Origin of the sequence: Nonomuraea sp. NPDC052265 (assembly GCF_044547985.1) — a bacterium.
Classification (GTDB): domain Bacteria; phylum Actinomycetota; class Actinomycetes; order Streptosporangiales; family Streptosporangiaceae; genus Nonomuraea.
Genome location: NZ_JBIUBJ010000003.1, coordinates 752351 through 766494, shown reverse-complemented (window position 1 = coordinate 766494; position 14144 = coordinate 752351). Strand labels below are relative to the sequence as shown.

Here is a 14144-nt window from a genome sequence, read left to right as displayed (position 1 = left end):
GTGCTTTACGCACTTCGAAGTGCCTACTTCCCGATATGAAGCTACGCACCAATAGTGGTGCAAGGCTGCCGTCAGGCACCACTCCCTGGCTCAACACGAAAGGCACACCATGGGCACCCTCTCCGGTTCGCTTCCCGGCGGCACCTGGACCCTGGGCGATCTGACCGTCACCCGGTTCGGCTATGGTGCCATGCAGCTCGCCGGCCCCTGGGTCATGGGTCCGCCTGCCGACCGCGAGGGCGCACTCGCCGTTCTCCGCGAGGCCGTCGGCCTCGGCATCACCCACATCGACACCGCCGACGCCTACGGGCCACACATCACCAACAAGCTGATCCGCGAAGCGCTGCACCCGTACTCCGACTCGCTGCACATCGTGACCAAGGTCGGGGCGACCCGCGACGAGGAGGGAGGCTGGCCCCCGGCACGCAAACCTGAAGAGCTGCGCCGGGCCGTCACCGAGAACCTGGAGAACCTCGGCCTCGACACGCTCGACGTGGTCAACCTCCGGCTCGGCGACGCCCTGGGCCCCGTGCCCGGTTCGCTCGCGGAGGCGTTCGGGGCGCTCGTCGACCTCCAGCGGCAGGGCCTCATCCGGCACCTCGGCGTGAGCAACGCGACGGCGGAACAGGTCGCCGAGGCACGCTCGATCGCGCCGATCGTGTGCGTGCAGAACATGTACAACCTCGCCCACCGCCACGATGACGACCTGATCGACGAGCTCGCAGAGCAGGGCATCGCTTACGTGCCCTTCTTCCCCCTCGGCGGCTTCAGCCCGCTGCAGTCCTCGGCACTCACGGCCGTAGCCACCCGGTTGGACGCGACGCCCATGTCGGTCGCCCTGGCCTGGCTCCTGCAGCGGTCGCCGAACATCCTGCTGATCCCCGGCACCTCATCGGTGGCGCACCTGCGCGAGAACGCCGCCGGCGCGGGACTCCCGCTGCCCGACGACGATCTCGCCGAGCTCGACAAGATCGGCCGCTAACCCTACGGCGCTCACCAGCGGCTGGGCCGGATCGACCGCGGGACGCTCGGGCAGCAGCGCCGTGAATTGATCCGCGGGGTCGGTCAGCTTGCCGGAACAACGGACACAGGTCTCCCCAGTGATCACGCAGCATCGCAACTCCATGATCAGAGACACCTGGCGCAGGGATGGGAACCCGTCCCTGGCCAGCATCCACCGGGCCCTGGCCGAGCACGAGAAAACACAGGTCTACCCCGAGGCCGTCGAGCAGGCGCACGCCGAGTTTGCCGTGCTTCGGGCCGCCGGTCACCGCTGACCTTCAAGCCTCGTCGCCATGACGAAGATTACAGAGAGTTACTTTGGGGCTGGTCGCGCCGACCCGAGTGTGCCCCAGTTCGCGCGCGCGTAGAGGCGGATGCGCTCATTAGTCTCGTTGAGGACGACGGCGTCGAGAGCGGACACCGGCGAACAGCCGGCGAGGTCGGCGTAGAAGCGCAGTGGCGAGTAACTCCCCCGAAGGTCCTCTGCGGACTCCGCTTGGTGGGACTTTTCGTTCCGATGCTCGTCATGCCCCGTCGACAACTCCGGGGTTGAGCCGTGGACCGCCCCCGGGCGTGGGAGGCCCAGGGCGGTCGTTTGCGCCGGCGTCAGAACGGAGAGCCGGACGGGAGCTCCGTGTAGCCCGCGAGGGTCTGGATCTGCTCCTGGCTGAGCACTCCGGAGAATGCCCAGACGTCGTCGATCGCCCCTGGCCAGAACTCGCCCCAGGCGCCCGCCGTCTTCGAGCGGCCCAGCTGGAACGGGCCGGTGGCGTCGAAGCCGATCGTGTGCCAGCGAGCCGAGACCCGCTCCTCGGTCTCCTGCAGCCAGCCGTTGACGTACAGGCGAAGGACGTCGGCGAAGGCGTCGTAGACGATGGCCACGTGGTCCCAGACGAGCTGGCTCTGATAGGCGGAGTGCTCCGCGCGCTGCGCGGGCGCGCCCGGCGCGTCGGAGCCCGGCATCTCCACCTGCCAGCCGCCCGCGCCGCCCGCCGCGGCGGGGTCGTAGCGTACGGTGAATCCGCTGTTGGTGCCGCCCGCCTGGGAGAAGACGGCTGAGCGCGCGCCGGGCCGGCCCGCGGCGGTCACCCAGCCGGCGACGGTGAAGCTCCGGATGGTCGAGACGACCGGACCGGCCGTGGCGGCGTAGTCGCCGGTTCCGTCCAGGACCAGGGCGCCCGGCGGTGTGCCCAGCCAGCCCGCCGTCTGGTCCACATGGGCCTCACCGGCAGTGGCGAGGTCACGGCCATGGCCGCTTCCGTCCGTTCCGTCGGTGTTGAGGGTCCAGCGGCCGGTGAGCACGGGATGCCGGGTGAACAGGTCGGCGGCCTCCTCCGCGCTGACCAGGCGGTCGTAGACCTGGACATCGTCGATCTCGCCCGGGAAGAAGTCCACTTTTGCGCCGTTGTGCTTGGCGCGGCCGATGGCCAACGGGCCGGCGGCGTTCCAGGTCACGGTGAACGGCTTCACCTGTTGCAGCGCGCCGTTGACGTACAGGCGGGCGGTCTTGGCGACCGCGTCGTACACGCCGAGCAGGTGGGTCCACTCCCCTACCTGGGGCGGCGCCGTGGAGAGCACCCGTACGCCGCCCTGCACCGCGTCGGCGTTGCTCAGGCTGAACGACCATCGGTTGTCGTCCTGGACGTACTGGAGGTAGAAGCCGCTGACCACATTGCCGTCCTGGTTGACGGCGGTGGCGAAGCCGTTGGTGTGCGCGAGCCTGACCCAGGCGCCCACCGAGTAGGTCTTGGAGGTGTCGATGACCGGCCCGGACGTCTCGGCGTAACCCGTCGCGCCGTCGCCGCGCATCGCGGTGCCGACCTGACCTCTCACGCCCAGCGTCACGCCGCCGGACGTCTGCGTGGAGACGGCGGCGGTGCCCGTCCGCACGGTGGCCGACAGCGAGGCGGACCCGGCCGGCTCGTCCAGGGACCACTGCGCCCGCGGGGCGGCGCCGGCGTTGACGCGGAACATGTACGTGGCGGGCGCGCTGGCGTTGCCCGCCGCGTCGAGCGCCGTGACGTAGAGGAAGTTCACGCCCGCCCTGGTGGGCGCCACCTGGATGGTGACGGGGCCGCCGGGCGTGGCGGGCCGGTATTCACCGGCCGAGGTGGGCGTCGTGTTGATGCCGACCCAGTAGCGGGTCACGTCGCTCTGCGTGGTGCTGAGGGTGAAGGAGCCGTAGCGGCCCACGCCGTCGTACCACGGGTCGTCGGGGTCGTCCGGGTTGGACGGCGGGTAGTCGGACGAGGTCAGCGAGGGCGGCGGCGGGGCGGTCGGGTCGTAGGAGAAGTAGCAGCCCGTCGCCTCGCCCGCCGAGCTCCACGGGCTCCACTGGTAGCCGTCCCAGGAGCGTACGTGCCAGCCCAGCGGCTTGTTCGACGGGATCGTCGCGGGTGCGGGCATCTGGAACGTCGAACCTGTCGTCTTGGCCGCCGTCAGCGGCGAGTCCCACACCCCGGTGTTGTTGTCCCAGACGATGCGGAACTGCGCCTGCAGCTTGGCCGCCGATCCGGAGTCGGGGTCGGTCAGCACGGCGTACATGATCGGGGGCCGGTTGACCGTGGGCGCCGGCGAGTAGACGCACGGCCCGCCGGGGCTCATGGACAGGTTCTTCATCAGCGGCTGCGGCGGCGGGGTGTTGTACTGGATGCGCAGGTCGGCGTCCGAGGCGAAGCGTTTCCACCAGGCCATCGTCGATTCGGAGTACGCGCGCAGCCCGAAGTAGATGTTGGCGTCCTTGTTGCCGACCGCGCTCTTCACGGCGGCCAGCAGGGCGCTGCCGCCGAACTCGACCGGGGTGCGGGCGCAGTACGCCACGTCACGCGAGGCCAGGTGCTTGATCCAGTTGTCGCCGGTGCTGTTCCAGGTCGAGGTGGAGCCGAAGCCACTGGCGTGCCACAGCTGAACCGACGTGGGATTGGAGCAGTTGTACGCGTGTGTCTCGTAGGCGACGAACTCCGCCGACAATACGAGCTTCCCCGCGATGGCGCCGATCGGCATGCGGTAGAAGATCCGCTTCTTCTGGTCCTTGACGCACGCGCCGTCGTACTGGACGTCGCACAGGCCCACGCCCTGGCTGCCCGACCAGTTGTAGTACGTCGTGGTGGGGTAGCCGCTGGAGACCATCAGCCGCGCCGCCTCGCCCACCGTCTTCCACTGCGGGTCTATGTAGACGGGGAAGCGGGTGGCGGGGTCGGTCAGCAGGCCGCGGTGAGGGACGAGGGCCAGCTCGTCACGTCCCAGGCCGACGCCCACCCGCTCGACGCGCGCCCCCTCGGCCGGCCCGGCCTCCTGTCTCTCCCCGGCAGGTCGTAACGCCGTGCTCGGCGGCCCGGAGTCCCACATCAGCGGAGCGGGAGCCTCGAACACCTCGCCGCCGCCCGCCTTGTCGGTGGCGCGCAGCACTCCGGCGGCGTCAGCCGCGAGGTTCAGATCGTGCGACTGCGTCCTCAGCCTCAGGCGGGCCAGTGCGGGGTTGCGCGCCGCCGTCGGCGTCTTCACCACCAGGACGTGCGAGAACCCGTCGACATCCGCGCGCACGCTCAGGTCCACGCCGGGCAGCACCTCGGGGTAGGTCGCCGTGTCGCCGTCCACCACCGGCGCGGGCAGCGCCCCGGGCCAGGACAGGCTGAGCGTCCGTCCCGCCCTGCCCATCGTCACGAACGGCCCCGTGCCCCCGTCGGACAGCCGCAGGTCCACCGTAGAGGCGACCGGGCGGAGACCGCCTCCGGGAAGCCGGGTCAGGGACGGGTCCACAGGCGTCCACGCGCCGTCCTTGCGGGTGCGGACCGGACGCTGGTGCTGGACGAGTTCGAAGTTGCCCGAAGGAAGGGCGCGTACCTCGCGCGACTCGCCGCGCAGCGCCAGTACCTCCACCGGCTGCCCCGACGAACGTGCCTGGCGCGTCGCCTCCGCCTCGGTGACGGCGCCCCCGCTGGGCGGCACGGTTCGCGCGGCCGTCGCGGGTCTCGTCCCGACCGGCACGACGGCGACGAGGCAGACGGCGAGGGCGGTCGCCATGAGCCGCCGGGCTCTCCCGCCGGATGGCATTCGCATGGGCGTGGCTCTCCTATCTCCTTGGCTGGCCGGGTAGGCGTCGTTCTCCTGTGACGAGCGCCCCCGGTCGGGGCGCTCGTCCTACGCGGATCGCGCTACGGGGGACAGATGGCCGGATCGGATGTGCGGGTGGGCATCTTGGGCCCGAACGGCGGCATCAGCACGGTGACCCCCGCGCATTGCCCGTTCTCCTTCGCCTTCCGCAGCCATTCACTGCCCATGTCGAGGACGAGGCCGATCGCGGCGCTGCAGGCGGCGACAACGGCGAGAGCGGCGGGACCGCTCATTCCGGCCGGCTTCTCGCAGATGGCGGCGCCCAAGATGGCGGCGAGGGCGATCATCGAGTACCTGCCTGTCCTGCTGTCGAGGAACTCGCTGATGAACCTCACCACCGACCTGGGGAACATGACGGTGCAGCTGAAGCGATTGCACCGTACGCCGACGAACGGGCTGACCCAGTCGAAGTCCGGCGGTCTCAGGCAGGCGATGGGAGACGTGATGCTGCACTTGGTGGGGTCCTTCCCGATGGGGGGAAGGGGAGGCAGGCCGGGCCCCGGCAGATCCGGGATGCCGGCGTCCCCGCCCCAGAAGTCGCCGATCTTGTCCTTGATGGCGCACCAGCCGGAGCACACACGGACCGGGCCGATGGGCGGAGGGTGGTAACCACCACCGCCGCCGCCACCGCCACCACCGCGGCCGCCGCCGCCTCCGCCACCACCGCCGCCGCCGCGGCCGCCACCGCCCCCTCCACCGCCGGGACGTGGGTAGTGGTCCTTGTCGTGATTGCCGGGCGGAGGGTAGTAGTCGCCGTCGTGGTCGCAGTCGCGGGCCGCCACGAGCGTCACCCGGCCCTCGTTACCGCAGCCCGCCAGGCCGCTCGGGTCGCTGAGGGTGACGGGTGTGTTGCCTGCGTAGCTGTAGCCGTGCATCTGCTGGGGGCTGTCCAGCAGGAGCGGGTCGGTGGAGACGAACCGGCCCAGCTCCGGGTCGTAGTCACGGGCTCCCAGATGCGTCAGGCCGGTGCTCGCGTCCTCCGTCCCGCCGACGAAGGCCTTCTCGTCCGGCCAGCCCGCCGGGGCCTGGCCGCGCTCGTCCCCGAAGGGGGTGAGGCGCCGCTGGGTGACGGACTGGTTTCCGGCGTCGATGACGAGCTGCGTCGTCCCCTGGTGGTCGGGCACGAGGAAGCGCACGCCGGAGGCGGAGTAGCGCATCGCCAGCGTCCGGCCGTCGTGGGTGTAGTAGCGGATCGCCGAAGGCTGGGCCGACACGGCGGCGCCGGCCGCGACGCGGACCTCCATGCCGGGCAGATAGAGCGTGCTGCCGCCGGCGTCCCGGCGGATGAGCCGGTCGTCGGTGGCGGAATAGACGAAGGACGTGTCGGAGTCGCCGGTGGAGACCTTCGCCAGCAGGCCTCCCGCGTCCCAGGTGTAGGCCTTGTCCTGCGAACCGGTGTCCCGCGAGGTCAGGTTGCCGGCCGCGTCGTAGCCGAAGGTCTCCGTCCGGGCGCCCGCGCCGCCGGCCTGGGTGACCGACCCGAGCCGGTGGCCCTGGCCCGCGGGCGCGTTGCCGTAGGCCCGGACGGTGTCGGCCGTGCCGCCGACCCCGTGCAGGACCTCCTGGGTACGGCTGCCGGTCACGTCGTAGGCGTAGCTGTGCCAGTACGGGGCGGGCCCGCCGACGGCGGCACCCGACGGATCGGCGGCGCAGGCCGGCGTGGCCTGGCTCCACGCCTGCCGGAGTCGCTGCAACCGGTCGTAGCTGAAGCACTGGGTGTCCGTGCCCGAGCGGGAGGCGTCCGAGATCGAGGTGATGGACCCGGCCTGGTCGTGGGTGTAGGTCGCGTTGCGGTCCGTCCCGGGCACGCCTTCGCGTTCGGCGCGGGCGCTCGCCAGGCGGCCGGTGCCGTACTCGTAGGTGAAGGTCTGCCAGGCCTTCTTGCCGCCGGTGGACAGCTCGTACTGCAGAGGACGTCCCGTCGCGGAGTAGGCGGTGGCGGTGACGTAGCTGCCGAGGTTGCTCGTGAGGCGGGTGGGCCGCGACAGTTCGTCGTACGTGGTCGTGACATTCTCGGCCGGCAGGCCGCCGGCCGCCGGGAAGCCCCGGGTACGGATCGTGCCGTCCGGGTTGTAGGCGGTGGTGAAGGTGTAGCTCCCGGCCAGCGCCCCTTCCTCCTGGGGGATGACGAGGGTGTACTTCACCGGGCGCCCGGCCGAGTCGTAGGCGTCGATGCGCTCGGTGTAGGCGCGCCCGCCCGAGTAGCGGGTCTGCGAGACGAGATCCCCCTTGCGTACGGCGTCGTAGGTGTAGGACGCCATGAGGGCGCCCGTCGCGGAGCCTTCATGGACCTCGGTCACGCGGCCCAGCGGATCGTAGACCGGTACGATCGCGCGGCCCCGGGCGTCGGTGGTCTTGACCGGGCGGTCCAGGTCGTCGTAGGCCGTGACGGTGGTGCCGGTGTCGGGGTCGGTGGTGCTGGTCGTGCGGCCGCGCAGGTCGTAGGTGTAGGACCAGGTGTTGCCGGCCGGGTCCCGCATCGTGGCCTTCTGGCCGGCGGGGGTGTAGGTGTAGGTCGTCGCCTGGTACGGGCCGGTCGGGGAGGCGCCGTCGTGCTGGCGCAGCGCCGTCCTGCGGCCCCGGGCGTCGGTGATGACCACCGTGGGCGTGGCGCCGTCGGGCGGGTCGACGGCCACCCAGTCGCCGCCGTACGTGGTCACGGTGCGCCACTTCTCCTGGACGTCGTTGTTGCCCGTGACGAAGCGGCGCAGGGTCTCCCGGTTCAGGCCGTCGTAGGAGAACGTCGTCTGCGCCTCGACGTCGCCGGGCGTGGCGACCCCGAACAGGGCGGCCTCCGGCGCGCCCGCCGCGTAGTAGAGGTCGTAGGTGCGGGCGGTGTTGCCGCGGCTGTCGTAGAAGGTGTCGGTGATGAGCCGGCCGCCGCCGGGCCCGTCGATCTGGGTCTGGCGCGGGCGCTGCAGGCCGTCGAACAGCTCCTGGGTGACGTGCCTGCCGCCCGTGGGGGTCAGGGTTCTGGTCGTGACGGCGCCGATCCTGCCCTCCGCGACCTGGTAGACGTACTCGGTGTCGGGGGTGCCGGTGGTGGCGCGGCCGGGCGACCAGACCCCGGTGAGGCGGCCGAGCGTGTCGTAGGCCAGGTGGGTGGTGCGCCCGGCCGGGTCCGTACGGGCGGTGGGCAGGCCGAAGGCGGGGTCGAGTGTCTCGGTGGTGACGTGCGCGCTGGCGGCGTCGCCCGGCGTGACAGGTGGGCTCGTGGTGACGGTCTTCGTGGTCAGGCCGGCGGTCTCGGTGTACCCGGTCGTGGTCGTCCGGCCGCCCGCGTCGGTGACCGCCTCGACCCGGCCGTACCCGTCGTACACGGTGCGGACGGAGGGCACGTACGTGGCGGTGTCGCCGTCGTAGTCCGCGATCTTCTCGACCCGGGTGACGTCGCCCTTGGCCGGCGCGGCGTCCAAGGCGCCTCCGTCGTAGAAGCTGCGTACGTCGGAGACGACCTGGTCCGGCCGGGAGGGCGTGGCCGAGCAGCGGACGGCGACCGTCTCGACGCGGGAGGGCAGGCTGCGGATCCACGCGGCGGCGTTGACGGCGTAGGTGGTGCGGGTGCACAGGTCGTCGTCCTGGCGGGCGACGTCGCCCTGGTCGTCGACCTGCGTCGGCACGCCTGTCACGGAGTCGTACGTCGTGTCGGTGCGGGTCTGCCTCCAGGCGCCGCCGTCCATGGCGGTCCAGGTGCGGGAGGTGGCGACGCCGGTGAGGACCGCGGCGGAGGTCCCCCATGAGCGGGTGCGGGAAGCGGTCTCGTGCTGCCAAGGTGTGCTGACGGTCTTGTCGTGGACGGCTCCGCCGGGCCCGGTGTGGACAGTGCGTTTCAGCTCGAACCCGGCCAGGGCGTCGGCGTCGGTGTACGTGCCACCTTCGCCGTCGGAGACGGTGACGTTCTTGACGCCGCCGGAGGCGTTGAGCCGGTCGCCGTGCATGCCCCGCAAGTACTGATGCGTCTCAAGGGTGAGCGGCTCACCGTCGCCGCCGGTGGTGACCTGGACCTGGCCGTAGCCGCGCCACTGCGACCAGGTCTTCTCCTTGGTCCTGGTCAGGCCGTCGTCGTCGTCGAAGTGCCAGGCCGCGCCGCCCAGGTAGTTGTAGCCGGTCACCATGTCCGGCGAGCGGCCGGTCCGGTCTGACCGGATCACCTTGGTCACGACGTACTTGTGGAACCAGTCGGTGATCGGGCTGTCCCGGCCCGCCGGTTGCCAGATGGCGGGGAAGCACCGCTTGGTGTTGGTCTCCGGGGTGGGCAGGGCGGAGAGCGTGCAGTCCTCGCCGGAGTACTGGACCTCGATCTGGCCGCCGTACTCGTCGAAGATCGCGCCGAGCCGGTACTTGATGAACGGCGGGATGTCGTCGCCGACCCGGTCGAGACGGTTCCTGAGCTGCACGTGGTTGAACGTCACCTCGGGGAGCGTCACCGGCGTGCCGGTCGCCTTGCCCGTGTGCTTGATGCCCTCCAGGAGCAGCGCCCGGTCCACGTCGGCGTCGCCCCAGGCGTGCCGCAACGTCCAGGTGTCGATGTCGTGGTAACTCCCGTCGGCCTGCCTGATCTGCGTGGTGATGCCGACCAATCGCTGACGCGACCAGAACGTCGGGGAGATCAGCCCCTTTTTGGTGCACTCCGCGGCGCAGTTCTGGTCCCAGGGGACGTCAGGCCACCGGTCCGGCGCGGTCGCGATCTTGGCGGGGGCGCAGTCGAACGCGCTGTCGGGGATGCACCTCTCGGCGGTGTCGAACGTCACCTTGGCCGGCGGTGCGGCGAACAGGTCGTCGGCGCGCATGCCGTATTCGATCCGGGTCAGGCGGCCGCCGCGCTCGTAGGCGGCGTCGTCGGTCAGAGAGACGTCGCGCCCATAGTTGTTGCTCTCCTTGTCGTAGTAGTACGCGATGGCGTTGCCGTGGGTGTCCACGACATAGTCGAGGTTCCACCGGTAGGCCTGCCGGCAGGACGACTTCGCGAAGCCGTCCGCGTCATGGCACGGCTCGCCAGGGTCGTTGCCGAAGACGGGCATCGTCCAGGCCGATTCCGTCTGGGCCCGGCCGGTCTCCCAGCGGGGCAGCCGGTTACGGCCGAAGAAGTACTGGGTGCCGTCGGTCGTTGTCGCCTTCCAGTACTCGCCGTCGTTGTCGCCGTTCTGCGTACCGGTCACCTTCTCGAAGCGGGTGCCGTCGTCGCCGCGCACGCGCCAGGTGCCGTCGGCGGCCTTGATCAGCTCGCCGCCCTTGCCGTTCCAGGTGACGGTCGCGTTGTCCTCGGTCCAGCATTGGTCGCCGGGCGCGACGCCGTTGTTCTTCGGCGCGCCGTCGTCCGCACACGCCTTGTAGCTGCGCTCGATGGAGCCCGGCCACAGGTTGAAGCCCTCCCCCACCCAGGAGGACTGGTTGTTGGTGCTGGAGGTGCGCCCGTCCTGGGAGCTGGCGGCGTAGCCGATCGCCAGCTGCGGGGTCAGCCCGCCGGGCACCGGCGGCACCCGCATCGGGTACGACCAGGTGAAGTCGCCGGAGTTGCCGCCGCTGTTCCAGGTCGCGGCCGGGGCCAGCGGCGTCGCGCGGTAGTCGCCGAGCGCGCTCGCGGGTCCGGCTTCGGCGGCGAGCACCGCAGATCCGGCCTGGACGTCGGCGGTCAGAGTACGGGCTTCGGCGTCGTTGTCCGCGGTGACCGGGGTGGCGGTGCGGCACTCGTCCGCGTCGGGGGTGGTCAGCGCGCAGCCCGGTAACCGGACGAGCCGGAGGCGGGAGCCGTACGAACCGCCGTAGGCGCGGGTGATCGCATCGTAGGACACCCGCACCTGGGACGGTCCCCGGCTGTCAACCGTGAACAGCAACCCGCCCACTCCGGCCTTCTCGGCGATGTTCCTGCCGAGGACCCGTACCCGGGCGTCTCCTTTCGCGCGCACCGTGGTGCCGTCGTTCTCCGACGGCCACCGGGGCTGCGGCACGCTCTTGCCCACGGCGGCGTCGGCGGTGCGCGGACGGACCGCCACGCGCTCTCCCGGCACCGTCCGATGGTCGTCGGCGATCGCCGGCGGTCCCTTGACGACCGGCTCCGCACGCGCCGGTGGAGCGTGCAGAAGATTCGCCACCAAGACGGCGGCTGTCGATGCGGCCAACCACGCTTTGCCTGCCAGCACAGAACCCTCCCTGAACCGGTGCGCCGAAGACGGGTGTAGAGGAGTGAGTGCAGCGGCCAGAGCTGGCCGACTCTCACATACTAGGAATAAGCGGGCGATTTCCGCGTCTAACCGCGGTTGTATATCTGGCGGCGTCCCAACCCGCCGATCCGCGGTTGCCTCAACCTGAGGGATACAACCAGGGGGGTATACGTCCGGTGGAAGCCTCGCGGCCATCGCGTTCCCGGCCGGCGTACGCGAACCAGGCGGGTGTCGCAGGTCGCCGCTCATGCGAAGAACCCGATGAGGGCACTGATGCGACCGCCGTGAACTCCACCACGTCATAACTGCCAGCCCGTGGTCGACGACAAACGCGCTGGCGGCGCGAGGAATCCATCCGCGCCATCACCGCCGGCGTCAACGTCTTGATTGGCGTCGTCCACAAGACCCTCGCCGAAGCTCTGGCCGAGACCCCGCCGAACGAGTAAGCGCCGAGCACCCGAAGCGCGGCCGCGTTTCTCCAGATCAGGGCCCTATTCGACGGAGATTCTGATAGGACTACCGGGGCCCCAGAGGCGTTCATGGCTCCCCCGCCTCTCTGGCAGGCCACAACGTTCGTGCTAGGTGGAGAAGCTCCCGATGGGAGCGGTGTCGACGCCGTAACCCGGCTTGAGGATCCACGCGACCGGGCCCATGCATCCTGGGAAGGAGTATGAGGTTGGAGAGATTTGGACCGGAATTGAAAGGCCGCCACGATCTGGTGCAGAAAGGCTTCCACGGCCGAAAAACCCAGGTGTTCCAGCGGTACTACGAGGGAATGGAGCACCAGTTAGGGGCTCTGGGCATTGTTTTGAACTGCCTGGCGCTGTGGAGCACGGTCTAAATTGACGACGCTTTGCGCCAGCTGCGGGCGCATGGATATCCGGTACTGGATGACGACGGGGCCCGGTTCAGTCCCTTATCAGGCGGCACATCAATGTGCGCGGCCGCTATTCCTTCCAACGTCCGCAGCTGGGCGCCGGGCGCGGGCCTTGCGCGATCCTGACGCGGCGGCGGCGGCGGTGGTCAGGTGGGCCAGGAAAGCTCCGAGGACGTTCATGACGCCGGTGATGTTCAGGTCGATCTGGCGCTGCCAGTCGTCCTGGCGCAGGTCGGTGATCGGTGAGATGAGCTGTACGCCGGCGTCGTTGACGACGAGGTCGGCGGTGCCGAGCCGTTCGGCGACCTGGTCCGTCGTGTCGTTGACGGCTTGCCGGCCGGTGACGTCGACGGGGATGGCGATCGCGGTGCCGCCGGCGGCGCCGATGGAGGCGGTCAGCTCGTCGAGCCGGTCCTTGCTCCGGGCCAGCACGGCGACGTTTGCGCCGAGCGCGGCCAGGCGCAGGGCGGTGGCGGCGCCGATGCCGCTGGAGGAGCCCGTGACGACGGCCACGCAGCCTGCCAGCGGCGCTCTGGTAATCAGGGCAGCGGTCATGACTGATCCTTCCAAGGATGAGGACCGGGCCAGAGGTCAGGCCGCGTCGTCCTGTGCGGTGGCGGCGGATTTGTCCCGCCAGGGGGCTGCGTCCTGCTCGGTCCGGTCCAGCTTTACCTGCAGGCGATCGAGCGTGTCGGGCCCGAGGTACAGGTGCCCCGGCAGCTCGTCCTGGCGGGTGACCTCGTAGATCAGCGCGGCGCTCTTGACGGGGTCGCCGAGCTGGGTGTGGTTGGCGGTGGCGGCCCCGTTCAGGGTGATGTGGGCGGGGGCCGTCGTAGGCGTCGATGCTCGCCCCGCACGCTCGCGAGCTGTACGCGAACTGGCCTCGTCGCCTCCGACGCGGCCGCCATGCTCCGCCGCGACGCCGGCTGGGCGCGTTCGCGCTGGAGGCGGGCGCGGCCGAGGTCGGTGATGTGCAGCAGGAGCTTGCGGCCGTCATGGGGGTGAGGCTCGGCCCGCACCAGGTCGTCGCCGAGGAGTTGCTTCACGGTCTTGGCGGCTGAATGGTGGGTCACACCGTGATGGTGCTGCCCCTGGCCGGCCCGATCGTCACTCGTGTCGGCCCCCGGTGGGTGGTCACCGCGGTGGCCTTGCTCGTCGGCGCCGGTCTCGGCGCGGCGGCATTCGGCTTCGCCTTCTGGCCGCCGCTGCTGTTCATGGGACTCTTCGTGCTGGGAACGGCCACAGGCGTCTGGGACGTCACGGTGACCGTACACGCCGCGGCCGTCGAACGGCGGCTCGGCCGGATCCTCATGCCCCGCTTCATCGCCGGGTTCAGCGCGGGCACGGTCGCCGGCGCCTGTCTCGGTGCGCTCATGAGCACGCTGCGCGTGCCGGTGAGCCTCCCCATCGGCACGGCTACCGCCGCAGTCTTCGCCCGCGAGGGCGCCCGGCTGATGATCACCGATGTCGCCGAACGCCCCTGAGGGAGCTGGCCGGCAGAATCGACGCCCTCGGCGCGGAGGCCGCCGCCGCCCGCCTCGACGTCTCCTCGATGTAGGAATGGGAGGAGGTGATCGGCCTCGTACACGAGCGTTTCGGCACGCAGAACGTGCTGGTGAACCTCGCCGGCATCGTGGACTGGCCCGGCATCGAGGACACAGCGGAGGACGCCTGGGACCGCGTCATCGACGTCAACCAGAAGGGCACCTGGCTCGGTAGGAAGGCCGCGATGCCACTCCTGCGCGCGAGCGGCAACGCCTCGATGATCAACACCTCATCGGTGCTCGTGCTCGTCGGCAGCGGCTCGGCCGCCGCCTACCAGGCGTCCAAGGGCGCGGTCCGAGCGGGAGTTCTGCCTGGATGTGCTGAACGGCGATGGCGAGCTGCCCATGCTTGGCATCGAGGGGGCGAGGCAGAAATGCCGTGGAGCTGAGCCGGGTCCGGACCTTATGGTCGAAGGGCATAGGCAGCAGGTGCTTCGGGGCGCGAGG

General features: G+C 70.6%; 8 protein-coding genes. 4 read left to right on the top strand and 4 right to left on the bottom strand.

The genetic code is table 11. From position 1 onward, the window contains the following. Positions 1 to 109 precede the first annotated feature (109 nt). Positions 110 to 982: an aldo/keto reductase family oxidoreductase gene (locus tag ACIHAD_RS13390; protein ID WP_397354628.1), complete on the top strand. Its 873-nt coding sequence runs from the start codon at positions 110 to 112 to the stop codon at positions 980 to 982. Positions 983 to 1124: 142 nt separating this feature from the next. Next, a complete protein-coding gene (locus ACIHAD_RS13385; protein WP_397354627.1) occupies positions 1125 to 1277 on the top strand; it encodes a hypothetical protein in 153 nt (50 codons plus the stop codon). 331 nt (positions 1278 to 1608) lie between these two features. Here the strand turns inward: ACIHAD_RS13385 and ACIHAD_RS13380 are convergent, their stop codons facing one another. From ACIHAD_RS13380 to ACIHAD_RS13365, 4 genes are all read right to left on the bottom strand, one after another. Further along, the gene (locus tag ACIHAD_RS13380; RefSeq protein WP_397354626.1) at positions 1609 to 5061 is read right to left on the bottom strand and encodes a LamG-like jellyroll fold domain-containing protein; all 3453 of its coding nucleotides are present in this window, start codon (positions 5059 to 5061) and stop codon (positions 1609 to 1611) included. Between the two features lie 95 nt (positions 5062 to 5156). Further along, positions 5157 to 11108 carry an RHS repeat-associated core domain-containing protein gene (locus ACIHAD_RS13375; protein ID WP_397354625.1) on the bottom strand — a complete coding sequence of 1984 codons (5952 nt, stop codon included), beginning with the start codon at positions 11106 to 11108 and terminating at the stop codon, positions 5157 to 5159. A gap of 1099 nt (positions 11109 to 12207) precedes the next feature. Continuing rightward, complete coding sequence (locus ACIHAD_RS13370) at positions 12208 to 12708, bottom strand: SDR family NAD(P)-dependent oxidoreductase (RefSeq protein ID WP_397354623.1); 501 nt, start codon at positions 12706 to 12708, stop codon at positions 12208 to 12210. A gap of 251 nt (positions 12709 to 12959) precedes the next feature. Then, a complete protein-coding gene (locus ACIHAD_RS13365; protein ID WP_397354622.1) occupies positions 12960 to 13226 on the bottom strand; it encodes a hypothetical protein in 267 nt (88 codons plus the stop codon). 3 nt (positions 13227 to 13229) lie between these two features. Here ACIHAD_RS13365 and ACIHAD_RS13360 point away from each other — a divergent pair, with 3 nt between their 5' ends. Then, positions 13230 to 13637: a hypothetical protein gene (locus ACIHAD_RS13360; RefSeq protein ID WP_397354621.1), complete on the top strand. Its 408-nt coding sequence runs from the start codon at positions 13230 to 13232 to the stop codon at positions 13635 to 13637. Positions 13638 to 13723: 86 nt separating this feature from the next. Then, on the top strand, positions 13724 to 14086 hold the full coding sequence (locus tag ACIHAD_RS13355; RefSeq protein WP_397354620.1) for an SDR family NAD(P)-dependent oxidoreductase: 363 nt from the start codon (positions 13724 to 13726) through the stop codon (positions 14084 to 14086). The last annotated feature ends 58 nt before the right edge of the window (positions 14087 to 14144 follow it).